Here is a 17,755-nt window from a genome sequence, read left to right on the forward strand (position 1 = left end):
GAAGTACGAAAGTACGAAAGTACGAAAGTACGAAAGTACGAAAGTACGAAAGTACGAAAGTACGAAAGTACGAAAGTACGAAAGTACGAAAGTACGAAAGTACGACGTGGTACTTCACTTGGCTTGAGCCGATCCGCCGACGTTCGCTGACGGGACAGAGCCGCGGCGCGCGGGCAGCCGGTGGCAGGCGCACCGGCCAGCGGGTCGGTGCGGGAAGGCTCAGACCGGTGCGGCGCGGGGGATGCGGCGCGTGCCGTAGCGAAGCTCGCGCAGTTCGGTGAGGAACCCGTCGAACGCGGACGCGAAGCTCTGGTCGCGGATGGACGCCAGGGCGGCGCCCCCGCTGAAGTTCTCCACCGCGCGCTTGAGCGAACTGTTGTCGCGATAGCCGCAGACGAGCGCCACGTTCATCACCGTGCGCTCCGCTTCCTCCAGCAGTGACAGCGCCAGCAGCACGCGCGCCCACCCCAGCAGACGCCGCGGCGGTGGCAGGTGCAGCTCGGCGCACTTTTCCGCCACGGTGCGCTCGTACACGCCGAACATCCCCGCGAACATCGCGCGCCCGCCCAGATCCACCACGGTTTCCGCCGCCGCGCGCAAAAGCGTCCGTCCCTCTTCCGGCACCCACACCGGCAGCCCCGTCTCCATTCGCCGCGTGAGCGGCCGCGCGTGCGCACGGCGCAGCGTGGGAACCATTCCCGCCATCGACGGCAGCACATCCACGTTCACGACCTCCGCCACGCCGGCCGAGAGGAGCGTGCGGACCTGCGCCGCGCCCGCATCACGAAACGACACCGCCGCGACCACCGGAACCGAGGGCGTCGCGCGGATCAGCCCGCTCACCTCGCTCGCCGGCGCACGCACCAGGACCACGCTGGACGGAGCCGCGGTCCGCACGCTATCCGCCAGCGCCGGCCAGTTCGCGTGCGCCTGCACCGTGTATCCGCCCACGGCCGCGGGTGCCTCCGCGAACTCCGGCGCCAGCACCAGCAGCGTGCGCCCGGGATGCGTCACCCGCCCCGGCGGAGGTACGAGCGGAGACTTCATTTCAGGCTGAACGTGTGTTGCAAGTGGACGTTTCCAGAGTGCATCTTGATGGCGTCCTTGATTGTCTCCGTTCGCCATGGAGGATTCGATGCGCCGTTTCCCGCTCTTGATCGTGCTTTCCGCTCTCCTGATTACCGGCTGCGTAGAAAGCCCTTCGGAGCCCCACTCCACTGTAAAGTCAGGGCGTGCGACAGCCATCCAGAAGGACACCACACCTAGTACCCAGCCGCCGAACTCCACCACGGATACGCCATCCACCGGGATTGTGATTGGCTCCGGAACCTGACAGACCGATCACCCTCCCGTGTTCCGAGCACCAGCGGTGGGCTGTGCATCGAGCGACCTCACGAGAGCCAAGGCTAAGTCCCCTGTCTTGAGCGGGTGTGTGAATCCATCGGTGGCTGTGCGGTCGGCGGACTGACGCCGGGCCAGCCGTTCGAGTAAAGCTTCAGCTCGGGCCAGAGTCTCTCCCTCTCGTAGCTCCCGGGCAGCATCACTGGATACCTTCAGAGCCAGTTCCGCATGCTGCCACAAACCCAAGCTGAGCGCACCCAAGGCGAGTTCGAGTGGCGCTGCTGCGCGTAGATGCTGAACTGCTCCGCGATCCATCATGGCCCACGCTTGCGTCCAAACCTCGTGAAAAGCTGCCGGATCTCCTGAAGCCCCCGCCGCTCTCGCCGTGCTCACAAGAAGTCGGAGATGCCGGTCATCATCCAGGAATCGGTCTCGGAGAGCTTTGAACACCGGTAGCGCTCGGGAGAATCGTCCCTGCTGATTCCAGAGCAGGGCGACATCGAACGCCAGATTGATCACGTTCGGGTGGTGTGGTCCATACGCCGAAAAAGCTTTCGCGGCGTATCTCTCTCCTTCATCGTAGCTCCCGTCGTAGATACAGACGGCGAGCAGGTCATGTAGAACCTTGGCCTGCCGCTCGTGAAGCCGTTCTCGTTTCGCCACACGGGCAGCTGACAGCAGCAGTTGGCGTCCGGCAACAAGATCGCCAAGATGCACCTTCAGGTTCCCGAGGCTGTTCAGCGCCGTGGCCTGAAGCTCCGCGTCACCCGTCCAGACGGCGACGCGCTTGGCGCGCCGGAACCACATCCCGGCGAGACTCAGATTCTGCCGCTCGCGATAGATCTTTCCGCAGATCCAGGCGAGCCGTGCGTTGTTTGGCCACACCACGGCTGCAGCCTCGGCAAAGAGCACCGCGGTGCCGAACGCCTGCTCCCCCACCGCCCAGTCCACCACGGCCAGGCACGCGTGCGAAAGGCGCTCGGGCTCCAGCTCCGCCGGGCGCGCAAGTTCGCTCGCGATGACGGAAACCGGCGCCCACAGCGCCTCGTCCACGCCGGTCGTCTGCAGCACGTCGGACTCCCACTCCGCCAGATTCGCGTGGTCGAACTCCGCGCCGGACACATCGGGCCCGGCTGCCCACGCAAACGTGAGCCGCAGGGCCTGAAAGACGTGGAGCGCGAAATGGTCGGGCGTTTCGTCCAGGATCGCCGCGCCGAGCACCGTTGTGTCGGGAATGGCGAGTGGGTAGGCGAACTCGATGGGGGAGGGCGGCAACTCGGCCCGGCTGCGGTGTCGCACGCGGGACATGGTAGGCGCGGCGCGGGTGCACGTCGCGGCCCAACACGGGCGCGACAATCGGCGCCTATTGTAGACACCCCGCCCCGCGCGCGTCTACGGCCTGAAATGAGGTAGTGTAATCTCTCAAAGAACAGGCCGACTACGACAGGATAGGTGGGAAGCCGACGCACAAAGTAGGATTATACATCGGAGCAAGTACGCACATCACCACTCACTGTAGCGCCGAGCCGTCAGCCGCCTACCGGCAACTTCCCGAGTGCAGGACAAGATCTCAGCACTCGCCAACAACTAACCCCTCCGCAAACTTAGCTGGGGAGAAAAGCCGAAACGTTAGCTCTGTTCTGCGCATCGCGACGCAGTTTCATCGTATCTTGTAGGAGACGTTCTGCGAACTGGATCACTTCTTTACGGGATGACGATTGCCTCAGTGCATTTGCGACCCGGTCAATCGCCGCGACCTCAGTTTCTACCAGATATGATTCTACTACCTCATCTTGAACCGAAGCTTCGGGAACGGGGATTAGGACTTCAGAAAGTTGCCGGCTGTCCATCGTCACATTTGTCGCTCCGCACATGAGCGGTACCAGAAGGTCCGTGCACATCGCGCTAAGAAAGACGTAAAGGAAGCGAGGACGAAGAACAGTCTCGTCCTTCGGGAACAACGCACACATGGTCGTTGCTAATGCAAACCTTCCTTCTTGATAGTGAAGCCGCTTAATATCAGCCTTGCCGTGGCCAGCCGATGACACCAGCGGAACACATACCGCCTTACCCTCAAAATCCCAGTGTTGAGATGACTTACGCTCTTCCGCGGGAACAACAAGCACGAACTCACCTGGGGTGGTTGCCATGTTTGGTGACCGCCCATCCTCGATGCGGCAAAGCTCCCCGATTGTGAACAGTGGAACATCGCTCCGATGAATGACTCTGTTGGGGAGGTCATGCCACCGGCCAAGCAGGTGAGCGGTACTCGTGCCTAGAAGTTGCGGTTTCGGGACTACGTACGACCGAATACTTGTATCCGCGCACTCCCATGTCGAGCCGGTTCTAACTGCTTCCTTAAACGAGAGGACCACATCTTTCGCCACGGGTAACTGAGATTGGAGCGGTAGCGGTTCTCGAGTATCCGACTGCGAGTATCCGTCGTTCTCGATTTCTACGAAAAGAACAGAATTGCTTCGCCGTGCAATAGCTCGATCAATCACTAGGATGTGGGTCTTTACGCTTGCATACGGCTTGAACACACCATGGGGAAGCGTGATGTCGGCGAGGAGAAAACCCTTTTCGATCAGAGTACGCCTGAGCGTCTCATGGCCCGATTGAGCTACGAAGTGGATGCCTTCCGGCACAATGACCCCTGCCTTACCTGTCGGCGAGAGGTGCTCGATTATGTAGTCAAGAAAGAGCACTTCAGACCGTTTGGACCGAATTGAGAATCGGGTATGCGGTTTGATTCCTCCCTTCGGTGACATGAAGGGAGGATTAGCAAAAATCACGTCCGCGTGCTCGTTCCAGCGGTCTTCACTAGTCAGCGTGTCGTACTCATAGATGTGTGGGTCAGTGAAGCCGTGCAGGTAAAGGTTCACAAGCGATAAGCGCACCATATCGGGCGAGATGTCGTAACCCTTGAAGCTGGCCGCCAAACGCCCGCGTTCGTCTGGGGTCAGCAGATCGCCCCGCGCCGGCGGGATCCGGGAGGAGTGAAGCGACGCCGTAGCATCGTGGCCGGCTTTGGAGGTCTGGACTGCGGATTGAGTGCTATTAGCTTGCAGGATATGCTTGTACGCTGAGATCAGAAATCCGGCTGTACCGCATGCCGGGTCGAGCACGGTTTCGTGCTTCTTCGGGTCAACGATCGATACGACGAAGTCGATGATGTGGCGGGGGGTCCGAAATTGTCCCGCGTCTCCTTGGCTGCCCAAGATCGACAAGAGATATTCAAAGGCATCACCAAGGCGCTCCGAATGGTCATACTCGAATCCATCTATGACCTTGAGGAATGCACGCAGCGTCTCCGGATCCCGGTACGGCAGGAAGGCATTCTTGAAGATGTCACGGAAGAGTAGCGGGATGCCCGGATTCTCTGGCATTTTTCCGATCGCCTCGGCATAGAGGTTCAGCACCTCGTGACCACCCAAGCCTGAGCGCATCAGCTTTGCCCACCCGTATCGGGAGAAGCCCTCGGCGAAGAAACTGCGCTGCCCTCCCAGTTCTTCCGCCTCGGCGTCCATGTCGTCCATGAACTTGTAAATCAGAGCAATCGTAATCTGCTCGACCTGGCTCTTGGGATCTGGGACCTTACCGACCAGAATGTCACGGGCAGTGTCGATGCGGCGCTTCGTTTCGAGATCCAGCATCCGGCTTCCTTTATGCAGCGAACTGGTTCAAGGACACGTAATCCTTGATGTACTCCGGCACGAGCGTCCGGTACCTCGGCGGCACGGCTTTGAAGTCGCGCGTCGAGAGCACCGGATTCGTCGCAAGAGCGGTCAACCTACGCTGATCGACGATTTCGCGCACGGTGGCGCTGGTTAGATACGCTTTGAAGTAGTGCCTGATGGCAGATATGGCTTCCGCTTCGTCCGGCGTGTGGTCAGCCACAAACTTTACAAACTCCTCTTCGAGTAACTCATCCTTGGATTTGAATTGAGGAATCAAGCCAAACACCTTCTCCAGAATCTCCCGTAGACTAACCCGGCGATCTACGGCGGCAGCCTTGCGCAGCTTCGCCAACGTGTAGTACTCGTCTGGCTTGTCGAATACATCCTGGTTCACGTAGTGTATGACGCGATCCCACTGCCCGGCCTCCACTGCGGCTACGATTTCGGAGTTTTCGCGAACAGTCTCACCGAAACGCTCGAAGAACATGCGGTCGATCTTCATGCCGGCGCCACCGATGGTCTCTTCCCTAACCGTCGAGAGAATATCTGTGCCGAGGTGCTCATACGCTCCATCGATCACCGTAGGCTCTCCACCCCCCGTATATAGATCTACCAGATCTTTTCGCCGAGGAAGCTTCAAGACTTCATCATAGTTGAACTCTGCTTCGAAATACTCACAATTTGCAAAGAAGTCGAAAAGCTTGTAACTGGTTTTTTCTGGATGGGAAAGTTCACCCAGGGTTGAGCGATCGAGGAGTTGCTCCGTAAAGCTGTGTGTACGGGTGCCACGCCCTTTTATTTGGATGAAGTCAGTGGGTGAAAAGATGGGCCTAAACAGCCCAATATTTAGAACGTCAGGACAATCATAACCGGTGGTCATCATACCCACTGTCACACATACTCTTGCCTTGCTCGTTTTATATGCCGGAAGAAAGTTACCCGAGCCGCACAGTCTGTTATTCGCGAAGTTGATCGTGAACTGCTGGGCATCTGACACTGACGAGGTCACCTGGACAGCGAAGTCTGACTGATATTTTCCGGGGTACAGCAGGGATGCCATCTCATTCAGAATCTGCGAGAGCTTGGCTGCGTGGTTCTGGCTGACCGCAAAGACAATCGACTTACCGAGCTCACCGCTGATTGGATCGCGGAGGGCATTCTCCAAAAAGGTTTTACAAAGCAGATGGTTCGTGGAATCCGAAAAGAATCGCTTCTCGAATTCGCGCTGCTTGAAAGTTTCGTGTTGATCCTCTCCGGTATCATCCGTGAACGAAACTACAAACCCCTCTGCGGAGAGAAGCTCGGTAGTAACCTCGGTACGCGCGTCGACCACGGTGGGAGTGATTAAATAACCTTCCCGTACACCATCCAAAAGCGAGTATCGAAATGTAGGTTGGCCGCTTTCGCACCCGAAGGTACGATAGGTGTCCAGCAAGAGGCGACGCTCTACCTCCCGGGGGTCACTCGCGTTCCGCTGGTCGAATCGACGCAAGTAATCGCGCGGCGTAGCGGTCAAGCCGAGCTTGTAACCGACAAAAAAATCGAAAACGCTTCGCGCATTTCCGCCTATCGAGCGATGAGCCTCGTCGGAAACGACTAAATCAAAGTCTGTCGGCGAAAATAGGCGTTGGTACTTGTTGTTGAACAGAAGTGATTGAACCGTCGTGACGACGATCTCAGCGCTTCTCCAGTCATCCCGATTCTCTTTGTAGATCACGGTGTTAAAATCGGCACTCAACAGCGACGTAAAAGCCTTCTTCGCTTGGTCCTCGAGTTCGAGACGATCTACCAAGAAGAGTACCCGCTTCGCATTTCCAGTGCGAAGGAACAGCTTAATGACGGCTGCGGCAGTAAGTGTCTTCCCTGTGCCAGTCGCCATCTCGAATAGGAAGCGGTCCTTGTTGTCTCGAATTGCGTCCTGCAACCGGTGGATGGCTCGAAGCTGATATGGCCGCAGAAACCGCAGGCTATTGGCTCTTATATAGCTCGCGCGCTCGGCCTGGCTTCTCCAGCCTGCCTCGGCCTCGTATGTCGGCCGTTGCGTGAGAACGATGTAGTCCGCACCTACTAGTTCGTCAGCCAAGCGTCGCGGGTTCGGGGACAGGCCTCGCTGGAAGCTCTTTAGCGACTCCTCAGTGGGAAAACTCGTGATCACGTACGGATTCCCTCGTTCCAAGTCCCACAGATAGTGCAGGTTCCCGTTCGAAAGAATCACAAACCTGCAGTTCTGTGATCGAGCATACTTCCGGGCCTGCTCCTTCCCCACCAGCGGATTCTTGTCCTCTGCTTTCGCTTCGACGATGGCCAAGGGGAGGCCCTTCGAGTCAACAAGCAGAAAGTCGACGAATCCCCTTCTCGTATTCTGGAAGCCATCGCCTAAACTTTCTGAGTCATCCCCTCGGAGTGCAATGACTGGTTCCAAGAAAATGCTCGCTGGCCTACCATCTTCGGGGAAGAATCGCCAACCAGCTGCTTCAAGGAGTTTGTTGATTTTGATACGTGCTGTGGCTTCCTTCGTAGACACGTTATCTCGTCGTTGAAGAGTAACGCGGCAGAGCTCATTGCTCGTATGTGAGCGCCAAATGCCACAACGAGATTTGACCATGCCCGGCCGATTAGGAGCGAACAGTAGCAGCGGCAGACGCGATGGGCAACATGTCTGTGGCGGGAAAAGGAAGATGCGTTTGTCGAAAAGAGCGGGGATCGTTCGACGGGTGTGTAGGGAGGACGATGCGCGGGCCGCGAGGGACCCGCGCCGGACGACACACACCGGAGGACGAACCCATGCGCACTATCCACCAGACCAGCGAAGCCGGCATGCGGACCCGGCGCGCTCCGGCCGCCGCCCGCCGGATCACGCGGGCCGTGCTGGCCGCCCTCGTCACCAGCGCGGCGGCCACGACGGGCGCGCCCGCCGTACTCCACGCACAGGCGCAGCAGAGCACAATGAGCGCCCAGACCACCACCGCACCCGCCCCGGCCCGCAGCGGCCACATCCAGGCCAACGGCGTCAGCTACTACTACCAGGTCTACGGCCAGGGCGAGCCGGTGCTACTGCTTCACGGCGGGCTGGGGCAGATCGAGATGTTCGGGCCGGTGCTGCGGATGCTGGCGCGGGGGCGGCAGGTGATTGGCGTGGACCTGCACGGGCACGGCCGCACCCGGCTGGGCAGCCGTCCCATCAACCTTGTGGATCAGGGCGACGACATGGCCACCATCGTGCGCGAACTCGGCTTCGCGCAGGTGGACGTGATGGGCTACTCGATGGGCGCGGGCGTGGCGTTCCAGTTCGGTGCGCGGCATCCGGAGATGGTGCGGCGGCTGGTGCTGGTGTCCGGCAGCTACGCGCAGGACGGCTTCTATCCCGAGATGCTTCCGCAGCAGGCCATGGTCAGCGGCGCCATGGCCGAGCAGATGAAGGATACGCCCATGTACCAGTCGTACCGGGCCGTCGCGCCGGACCCGGCTGAGTTCCCGCTGCTGCTGGACCGCATGGGCGACTACATTCGCGCGCCGTTCGACTGGTCGGCGGACGTGCCGAAGCTCACCATGCCGGTGATGCTCGTCTACGGTGACGGCGACATGTTCCGCCCGGAGCACGTGATCCGCTTCTACCAGATGCTGGGTGGTGGATTGAAGGACGCGGGATGGGGCCGCGAGACCATGTCGCGCAACCGCCTGGCCATCCTCCCCGACCTGACGCACTACGAGATCTTCAGCGCCCCCGTGCTGGCCACCACCGTGCTGCCCTTTCTGAACGGGCAGAGCGGCGCGCAGAGCTGGGCCGAGCAGGTGCAGCCGACGAACTGAGCGCGTCCCAGGCCCCACGGCGGCCCCCACCCGGGCCGGCACCACCGGCCCACCCTCCCCCCAAAAAGGCTGGGGGAGGGTTGGGGCGTGCGGCAGGTTCGGTGCGGGAAGCCGAGTTGGTCGCGCGGCGAGTATCTGGAGCGGATGAATCCGCCGCTCCAAAGACGCAATGCCCCGACAGGCCGCCCCCAGGCGCCGTTCGGGGCTTCAACCGCACGTGGGGATGGTGCCGGTGCGCGCGGGATAGTTGGAACGGGGGAAAGTAGATCCTTCGTCGGCGCCAAGCATCTGCGCCGCCGGGGCTTCGGCCGGCGCCTACTCAGGATGACGCCTTTTGGCGTGAGGCAACGTGATCGGGCGTGGACGTGGGGCGTCCGCGTGGGGATGGGGGACGTGACCCAGGAGGCGAAAACTGGAACCCACTGCACGGGCGCCGCGGGCGCGCGCAGAATCGTCCGGCGGCGCCGAACGGCGCCCCCTCTCCCGCTTGCGGGAGAGGGGGCTGGGGGGAGAGGGGTGCCCGGCGCTACCCCGAACCTCGCCAGACGCACCCTCCATCGCTGGTCAGACGAATACGAAGCGGCGCGGCCCCGAACCCGGAGCCGCGCCGCCTGTCATCATCCACCCAACCCGCCGCGCGCGGTTACCGGCGCGTGGTCAGGCTCAGGCGCAGGGTGCGCGAGGCACCCGGCATGATGTTGTTGTTGCCCTGCGACGTGGGGTAGTACCGCTCATCCAGCACGTTCTCCACGTTCGCCTGCACACTCAGCCCGCGGGTCACGCGCAGGTACACGGCCGCGTCCGCGCGGGTGAACGCGGGGAGCGTGACGGTGTTGTCGATGGCGGCAAACACGTCGCTCTGGTGCACCACGCCCACACCGAAGCCCAGCGCCGGCACCACCTGCACGCGGTTCCACAGCGACCACGAGCGCTCCGGCACCAGCGGCGTGCGCTGCCCGGCCTTTGCCGCCGACGTCGTGCTCACGATCCTGGCCGACTGCCGCGCAAACCCGCCCACGATCTGCCAGTTGTCCGTGATGTTGCCCGTGGCGCCCAGCTCCCACCCGTGCGTCCGCTGCGCGCCCGTCTGCACGATGCGCGACGGGTCCGCCGGGTCCGGCGCGGTGGTGTTGGTGCGGTCCAGCCGGTACAGCGCGGCGGTCAGCGACAGGTTGCTGCGCGCGTCCCACTTGAAGCCCACCTCGCGGTTGGTGAACTCTTCCGGCTCCAGCGTCTTGGTGGTCGCCGTCAGCGAGCCGAACTGGTCGCCGCTGCTGGGCAGGTAGCTCACGCTCCAGCTTCCGTAGATGGACGCGGTTTCCATCGGCTTGAAGATCACGCCCGCGCGCGGCGACACCAGGTTGTCGCGGCGGCTCAGATCCTCGTCGTTGCGGTTGTTGTGAAAGTCGATGTCGAACCGGTCAAACCGCACGCCGCCCAGCAGCTGCAGCATGGGCACCACGGTGATCTGGTCCTGCAGGTACACCGCCGCCACCGTGGCGCGCGAACGGTTGTCCGCGTCCGTGGCACTCTGGCGGAACGTGATGGGCGTGTTCACCGTTGGCGAGCCGATGGGCACGGGAAACGAGGCCGCCGTGTTGTTGTAGTAGCCCGTGTTGCGGAAGTTGTCGGTGTCCTGCCGCCCGAACTCCGCGCCGGCCAGGAAGCCGTGGCGGATCCCCGCCGTGTTCACGCTGAACAGCAGGTCCGTCTGGTTGAACAGGTTTTCGCGGTCGCTGCTGCTGTTGTACGCCGAAAGCGCCACCTGCGACCCGTCGGCCGTCACCGCGCCGGGAAAGCTGTTCTGGTAGAACTTGTCGTAGCTGGCCCACCGCGCGCGGTTGCGGATGGTGAGCACGCCCGCCTGGTGCTCCAGCGTGGCGGACGCGCTGTTCACGTCCACCTCGGAGTCGCTAAGCCCCGGGTTGCCGAAGTAGGTGGTGATGTCGGTGCGCGACGGACGCCCCTGGAACGAGGGGATGCCGCGGTCCACCCGGCGGTCGTCGTGAAAGTACTCGTAGCCGGCGCGCAGCGTGGTGCTCGCGCCCAGCGCCAGCGCCGCGGTGGGATTCACGCCGTAGCGGCGCAGCTCCGACTGGTCGCGGAAGCCCTCGGAGTTCTCGTACATCCCGTTGAAGCGCAGCGCCACGTTGCCGCCCACGCCCTGCCCCACGTCCAGCATGCCGCGGCGGTGGTTGAACGAGCCGCCTTCCAGCGTGACCGCGCGGGTGGGCGCCCACTGCGCCTCCTTGGTGACGCGGTTGATGACCCCGCCGCCGCCGCCCCGCCCGAAGATCATGGCGTTGCTCCCCTTGAGCGCCTCCACCCGCTCCGTGTTGTACAGGTCGCGCAGGTACTGCACGTCGTCGCGCACGCCGTCCACGAAGAAGTCCGCCGTGGACGACTGGCCGCGGATGGTGGGCGCGTCGCGGTGGCCTTCGCCCTGGCCCATGGAGATGCCCGGGACGTAGCGCACCACGTCCGACATCCCCTGCATGGCCTGGTCGGCGATCACCTGGCGCGTCACCACGCTCACCGACTGCGGCGCATCGCGCAGCGGCGTATCGGTCTTCGTGGCCGTCGTGGTGCGGGGCGCGCCGTAGCCGCGGCTGCGCTCGCTCACCACCGTCACCGGCGTCATGGCGTAGGTGCGGTCGCCGCCGTCACGGGTGATGAACGCCGTTTCGCCGCCGACGATGCGCGCCGTCATGCCGGTTCCCGCCAGCAGCATGCGCAACGCGTCGGGCGCCGTGTACGTGCCGCTCACGGCGGTGCTGCGGGCGGACGACGCGGCCTGCGCATCCACCTGAAGCCGCAGGTCGCTCTGCCGCGCGAAGTCGCGAAGCGCGGCGGCCAGCGGCTGCGCGGGAATCTGAAAGCGGATGCGGGCCGTGGTGTCGGCCGCCATGCGCGTGAGGGCGGGCGTGGTGTCGCGCGGCGTCAGGGGCCGGGCGTGGAGCGCGGCGGGGGCGGCGCAGACCGCGCAGCCAAGGCCGAGAACAACCAGAGATCGCATGAGAACCACAGGAAGCCGAGAGCGGCCGGACAGAGTTCGCTTGAGATTGAGAACGATTCTCAAGAGAATACCCGGCCGGTTCTCCCGGCGCAAGTACCGGAAGGTCACAATTCAGGCACCCCGCGGCGCACCCGATCCGGCACGTGCGCGGCGGGCAGGCGGATGGAATCCAGGGAGAGCGTCCCGTCTCACATGGCACATCAACATGGGTATCACACAGAGTCAACAGAGTTAACAGTCAAGAAACCGATCCCGCCGTCGATCCTGGCTCTTTTCGCTCTGTTACTCTGTTGACTCTGTTAACTCTGTGTGATGCATTTCCGTTCACTGGCCGGGTACGTGGTGGGGATCGGCGCGAGTGGGTAAGTTGATGACGGAACGCGGGCGGAACGCTTGTTGATAGACGAGCGGCGGCAGCGGCGGCGAAGATCGGACTCCAGGCACTTACGCGGATTGATGACGGACGAGCAGACGGCGGAGACGGAGCAGGCCCCGGCGGAGCGGCAGCGCGGCGGGGACGAGTGGCAGGACTACCTTGGGGAGGATGACGGGCGCCATCACACCGTGGTGGGCAGCATCAAGGTGCTGCGCGGCCTGTACAGCCCGCAGCTGGAAAACGAGCGCGACGTGCTCGTGTACCTGCCGCCCTCGTACGGCCGCACGGCCCGCCGCTACCCCGTGCTGTACATGCACGACGGGCAGAACCTGTTCGACCGCGCCACGAGCTTTGGCGACGAGTGGGAGGTGGACCAGACGCTGGAGTCCGCCGCCGACGAGGGGCTGGAGGCCATCGTGGTGGGGCTGCCCAACATCGGCCCGGAGCGGCTGAACGAGTACAGCCCCTGGACGGACCGCCGGCACAAGCAGGGCGGCAAGGGCAACAAGTACGTCGACTGGATCGTGCAGACGGTCAAGCCGCTGATTGACCGCGACTTCCGCACGCGCACCGACCGCGAGGGAACGGGGATCGCGGGCTCGTCCATGGGCGGGCTGATCAGCCTGTACGCGTTCTTCAAGCACCCCGAGGTCTTCGGGTTCACGGGGGTGATGAGTCCCGCGCTGTGGTTCGCGGGCGCCTCCATCTACCCGTTCGTGCGCGAGCGGCCGTTTTCGCCCGGGCGCATCTACCTGGACGTGGGCACGAGCGAGGGGAGTGAGGAACTGCACGACGTGCGGCGGATGAAGGAGATCCTGACGCAGAAGGGCTACAAGACCGGCCACGACCTGATGTTCATCGTGGAGATGGGCGGCGCGCACAACGAGCGCGCCTGGGCCCGCCGCCTGCGCCGGGAACTGCACTTCCTTCTCGGCGTCCCCCTCGTCCCGCAGAAGCGCGTGCGCGAGGCGGAACCGCTGTAGGGGATAGTGCGTGAGTGCGGGGTGCGTTAGTGCGGGGTGCGAAAGACGAGAGTACGAGAGTACGAAAGGGCTGCGCCTGCAGGCTTCACCTGCGCGAATCGTCGTACCCAGTGTGAGTTCCCCCCTCTCCGCGCTCTGCTTCGGCCGGGAGGGGAGCGGGAAGGGGCCGGGGGGGAGGGGCCTCCCGGCCCGGCGAGAAGCCAAGCCATCCGCAACAAACCAGAGCCAGCCGCCCGCTGCTGATTGTCTGGACGGCCGATATGCGGTGACGAAAACCGGGCGCGACGAAAGGATTACCCTTCGTCGCGCCCGGTTCGTTGTTCCCCGCGTACCCCCGCCACCCCCGCGTCCCCCCGCGTCCAGGCTGTTGGTGTTGCCGTTACGAAGCCGGCAGCGAGCACCGCAGCCAGGTGGCGCGGGCGGGAACGTGATGCTGCGCACCCTCGCTCGTGAGCAGGATCACCCCGCCCGGCCCCATCGCCACGGCCTCCCCCTGGGCCTCGTCCAGCGGCGCCAGGTCCAGCGTGTACGCCGGCCCGCCGCTCCCCAGCAGCTCCGCCGTGCGGTAGAGCGCCAGCGTGGAATACGTCCGCACCGCCACCCACGTTCCGTCCGGACTGGCCCCCGCGCCCGTCACCCGGTCGCCCAGCTGCCCGGCCCTGGGCGCCAGCTCGCGGACGCGCACCAGATCCACGGGGCCCGGCTGCAGCGGCGTGGGCCAGCGGTACAGCTCGATGGGCTCGCTCTGCCCCTTGTTGATCAGGTAGATGGACCCGTCCGGCAGCGTGAACATGGCCTCCGTGTCCCGCGGCCCGCCGGGATACCGCGCCTGAAAGCGGTCCGCGCGCGCCTTGTGCTCCCCCGCCGCGGCGGGAAGGGGAACGCGGTACAGCGCCACCGGGTCCTTCTTGTCCTTGCCGTTGTCGCCGATGTCGGCCACGTACAGGCACTGCCCGCCGTCGCACGCGCCCAGCGAAACGTCTTCCCAGTCCTGGTTCCTGGCGCCGGTCAGGGTGAGCGTGGCCTGCGGCTCGCCGTTGGGGCCCAATGCGAACAGCTCCGGCGGCGATCCGCTGTCGCCGTGGCTCCAGAACACGCCGCCGCCGCGCGGGTCCAGCGCGGCGCCGCTCGTCTCCCGCACCTGCGAGGGAAGGGTCACGCCGGACTCCGCGATCTCGCACCACTGTACCGGCTTGTCCCCCGCCGATTTCCCGCCGGCGCCCGCCTCTCCGCACCCCGCGGCCAGGAGCAGCGCGGTGGCGGGCACCATCCCCATCCGCCTCATTCGCCCGCCCGCTCCACACGCGGCCAGTCGCGCTCCGCCCGCGCATCCTCCGACAGGTCGTAGGAAACGGGCTTCGGCGCCGGCGCGTCGTTCCGCGGCGGGGCGCCGTCCGGCGCGGGCGCGGGCTGCACGTCGCGCGGGGCCACTTCCGGCCGCTGGTAGTAGGTGCCGTCCGCGCCCAGCTCCCACAGCTCCGGCCGGTCCAGCCCCTCCTCCAGAATGTGGTCCAGCCGCGCGTGGTGATCCGGATCGCGGATGGGGACGGCGACCTCGATGCGGCGGCTCAGGTTGCGCGTCCGCCAATCCCCCGAGCCGATGTAGTACGCCGGGTCGCCGCCGTTCTCGAAGCGGAAGATGCGCGCGTGCTCCAGGTAGCGCCCCAGCACGCTGAACACGCGGATGTTTTCCGACAGCCCGGCGACGCCCGGCCGCAGCGCGCACAGCCCGCGCACCAGCAGGTCGATGCGCACCCCCGCCGCCGACGCGCGGTACAGCGCCGAGATCAGGTCGCGGTCCGCCAGGCCGTTGAACTTGGCCTGGATCCATCCGCCCCGCCCCGCGCGCGCGTGGTCCGCCTCGCGGTCAATCATCTCCACGAAGCGGCGGCGCATGGTGAACGGCGCCACCAGCAGGTGCTGGAACTCCGCTTCCGGCGCGGCGGAGGTCAGCACGTTGAACACGTCGTTCAGTTCCGCGGCAAGCGCCGGGCTGGCGGACATGAGCCCCAGGTCCGTGTAGAACGCCGCCGTGCTCGCGTTCAGGTTCCCCGTGCCGATGTACACGTACCGGTTGAGCCCCGCGCCCTCCCGCCGCACGACCAGCGCGATCTTGGCGTGCACCTTCAGCCCCGGCACGCCGTAGATCACGTGGATGCCGTAGCTGCGAAGGTAGCGCGCCCACTGCACGTTGCTCAGTTCGTCGAAGCGCGCCGTCAGCTCCACCAGGGCCACGACCTGCTTGCCCGCCGCGGCCGCCCGCGTCAGCGCCTCCACGATGCGCGACTTGGAGTTGGTGCGGTACAGCGCCAGCTTGATGGCCAGCACGTCCGGGTCTTCCGCCGCCTCCACCACCAGCCGCTCCACCGTCCCCTCGAACGAGTCCTCGGGAAACGAGACGAGCACTTCCCGCTCGCGCAGCAGGTCGAACACGGAGCGCGACGGGTCCAGCGGCGTACGCGCGGGCGGCGGCGGGGGATAGTTGAGCCCCTCGCCCTCCTCCGTCGCCAGCTCGCGGATGGCGCGGAGGTCGATGATACCCGCCACCTCGTACACGTCCTGCTCGCCCAGCGCGGTGACGCGGCCGGCCGCCTCGTACTGCAGCTCGCGCAGGAGCTGGGCGCGCACCCTGGCCGGCATGTCGCGCTGCACCTCCAGCCGCACGACGGGGCGAAAGCGGCGCTTGCGCACCTGCTCCTCCACCGCGTGCAACAGGTCCTCTGCCTGGCGCTCGTCAAGGTGCAGTTCCGCGCTGCGCGTGACGCGAAAGGCGTGGGGGATGTCCGTTTCCATCCCGGGATACAGCGTGCCGAAGTGGGCGGCGACCACCTCTTCCAGCGGCACGTACCGCCCCGTCGGCGCGACCCGCACAAAGCGCGGCGAGCCGTCCGGCAGCTCCACGATCCCCAGCCGCTCCTCGCCCGTGGACGCGTCGCGGATGAGGCCCGCCAGCGCCGGGCGCAGGTTGCGCACGTGGGGAAACGGGTGCTCCGGGCCGGCGGTGAGCGGCATCAGCAGCGGCCGCACCTCCTGCTCGAAGTGGTCGCGCACCCACGAGCGCTCCTCGCGGTCCAGCAGCGACGAGGCCGCCACCTGAATTCCCCGCCGCGCCATTTCCGGCAGCAGCGTCTCGTGCAGAAGGGCGTAGGCGCGCTCCATCAGCCGGCGCGAGCGCACCCCGATGGCGTCCAGCTGGTCCTGCGGGCGCACGCCGTCAATCGTCCGCTTCTCGCTCCCCAGCGACACCTGCCGCTTGAAGCCCGCCACGCGGACGCGAAAGAACTCGTCGGTGTTGCCGCCGAAGATGGCCAGAAAGCGCACCCGTTCCAGCAGCGGCACCCGCTCGTCTTCCGCCAGCCCCAGGACGCGGCGGTTGAAGGCGAGCAGGCTCAGCTCCATGTTCAGCAGCGTGCCCGGCGGGAGGCTGGCGGCGTCGCCCTCCTCCGGCGGCGGGGGCGCGGTCAGCGTGCGGCGCGCCTCGGCCTCTTCCGCCTCCATCGCCGCGCCGCGCTCGCCCAGCGGCAGCGCGGAGCGCGCGGCCACGTGCAGCGCCACGAGCGTGTCGTGCTCCCGCAGCGCCGGCGACCCCACGGAGGCCAGGATCTCCCCCAGCGGAACGTGCACCAGCACGCAGGCGGCGGCTTCCGGGGCGTCGTTCACGCCCTCCGCCAGCCACACCTCCACCGCGGCGCGCTCCCCCGCGCCGGGGCCCGTGCCCAGCAGCCGCACCCGCGCCCCGTCATCGCCAAAGCACTCGCGCAGCACCTGGCGGCAGGCATCCTCCCCCGATCCCGCGCCGGACGGAACGCGCAGGGCCGCCTTTTCGCGCCGCAGGGCGACGCGGCCGTTTTCCATCGCCAGCACGGCCACGCGGCGCGCGGCGCGCACGGCCCGCTCCAGCCCGTCCAGCTCGCGCTCGCGCAGCGCCGTCCGCGCGCGCTCCAGCCGGTCCTCATCCACCCGCGGCAGGCCGTGGGCGTGGCGCAGCGCCCCGGCCACGCGCTCCACGTTTCCGTCCAGCGGGGCGATCACCACCTCGGAAAGCTCCGCCCGCAGCCGGCCGTCCCGCGCCACCATGGCGTCGCAGGCCACCTCCGCCGCGTCGCCCGTGTCCGTGCGGAACACGCGGTGCTGGCGCTGCGTCTCCACCTGAATGCGGGGGACGAGGAGCGCGGGGTCCACCAGCGCGCGCAGCCGCAGGGCGGGCTCCGTGGCGCCGATGAAGAGGGCGGCCTCGTCCTCCACCTCGCTCGCGGGCTCCAGCGGCGCCTCGACGACGGACCCGCCCTCGTGCGCGCGGCCGGTGCGCACGGCGAAGATGCGCGTCCCGTCCTCGTGGTGGCGCACGCAGGCCCAGGCGCCCCGGCCTTCCAGGTCGCCCGCCTCGGTGTCCCAGTACACGTCGCGCCACGCGGAAAGCCGCGGCGTCCCCGCCTCCAGACCTTCGGGCGGGGGCTCCGCGGAAATGCGCCGCAGCGTTTCGGGGATGCCGGAATCGTAGCGGAGAGCCGGCGTCACGGGGCCGGAAAGCGGTTGCGGTACGGACATC

9 protein-coding genes are annotated in these 17,755 nt (G+C 65.5%); 2 read left to right on the forward strand and 7 right to left on the reverse strand.

What is annotated here, in order from left to right:
• Window positions 1–219 precede the first annotated feature (219 nt).
• The 4 genes from HNQ61_RS18060 to HNQ61_RS18075 all read right to left on the reverse strand — a co-directional run bounded on the left by HNQ61_RS18060 (window position 220) and on the right by HNQ61_RS18075 (window position 7,545).
• Complete coding sequence (locus HNQ61_RS18060; protein WP_170034808.1) at window positions 220–1,047, reverse strand: hypothetical protein; 828 nt, start codon at window positions 1,045–1,047, stop codon at window positions 220–222.
• 294 nt (window positions 1,048–1,341) lie between these two features.
• A complete protein-coding gene (locus HNQ61_RS18065) occupies window positions 1,342–2,649 on the reverse strand; it encodes a hypothetical protein (RefSeq protein ID WP_184430758.1) in 1,308 nt (435 codons plus the stop codon).
• A 296-nt stretch (window positions 2,650–2,945) separates the two neighbouring features.
• Window positions 2,946–4,997, reverse strand: coding sequence for an N-6 DNA methylase (locus HNQ61_RS18070; protein ID WP_170034806.1), 2,052 nt, complete (start codon window positions 4,995–4,997; stop codon window positions 2,946–2,948).
• 10 nt (window positions 4,998–5,007) lie between these two features.
• Complete coding sequence (locus HNQ61_RS18075) at window positions 5,008–7,545, reverse strand: DEAD/DEAH box helicase family protein (protein WP_205761518.1); 2,538 nt, start codon at window positions 7,543–7,545, stop codon at window positions 5,008–5,010.
• 293 nt (window positions 7,546–7,838) lie between these two features.
• Between HNQ61_RS18075 and HNQ61_RS18080 the strand changes: the two genes are divergently transcribed.
• On the forward strand, window positions 7,839–8,831 hold the full coding sequence (locus tag HNQ61_RS18080; protein WP_170035955.1) for an alpha/beta fold hydrolase: 993 nt from the start codon (window positions 7,839–7,841) through the stop codon (window positions 8,829–8,831).
• Between the two features lie 643 nt (window positions 8,832–9,474).
• Here the strand turns inward: HNQ61_RS18080 and HNQ61_RS18085 are convergent.
• Window positions 9,475–11,847, reverse strand: coding sequence for a TonB-dependent siderophore receptor (locus HNQ61_RS18085; RefSeq protein WP_170034804.1), 2,373 nt, complete (start codon window positions 11,845–11,847; stop codon window positions 9,475–9,477).
• Between the two features lie 456 nt (window positions 11,848–12,303).
• Here HNQ61_RS18085 and HNQ61_RS18090 point away from each other — a divergent pair, with 456 nt between their 5' ends.
• Window positions 12,304–13,206, forward strand: coding sequence for an alpha/beta hydrolase (locus HNQ61_RS18090; protein WP_170034803.1), 903 nt, complete (start codon window positions 12,304–12,306; stop codon window positions 13,204–13,206).
• Window positions 13,207–13,585: 379 nt separating this feature from the next.
• Here HNQ61_RS18090 and HNQ61_RS18095 read toward each other — a convergent pair whose 3' ends face one another.
• Both HNQ61_RS18095 and ppk1 read right to left on the reverse strand, forming a co-directional pair.
• Window positions 13,586–14,491, reverse strand: coding sequence for a hypothetical protein (locus tag HNQ61_RS18095; protein WP_183685738.1), 906 nt, complete (start codon window positions 14,489–14,491; stop codon window positions 13,586–13,588).
• Entirely contained in the window at window positions 14,488–17,754 is a 3,267-nt protein-coding gene (gene ppk1 / locus HNQ61_RS18100) for a polyphosphate kinase 1 (RefSeq protein WP_170034801.1), read from the reverse strand. Before ppk1 ends, HNQ61_RS18095 begins: the two co-directional genes overlap by 4 nt.
• Window position 17,755 lies beyond the last annotated feature (1 nt).

The organism is Longimicrobium terrae (assembly GCF_014202995.1).
GTDB lineage: Bacteria > Gemmatimonadota > Gemmatimonadetes > Longimicrobiales > Longimicrobiaceae > Longimicrobium > Longimicrobium terrae.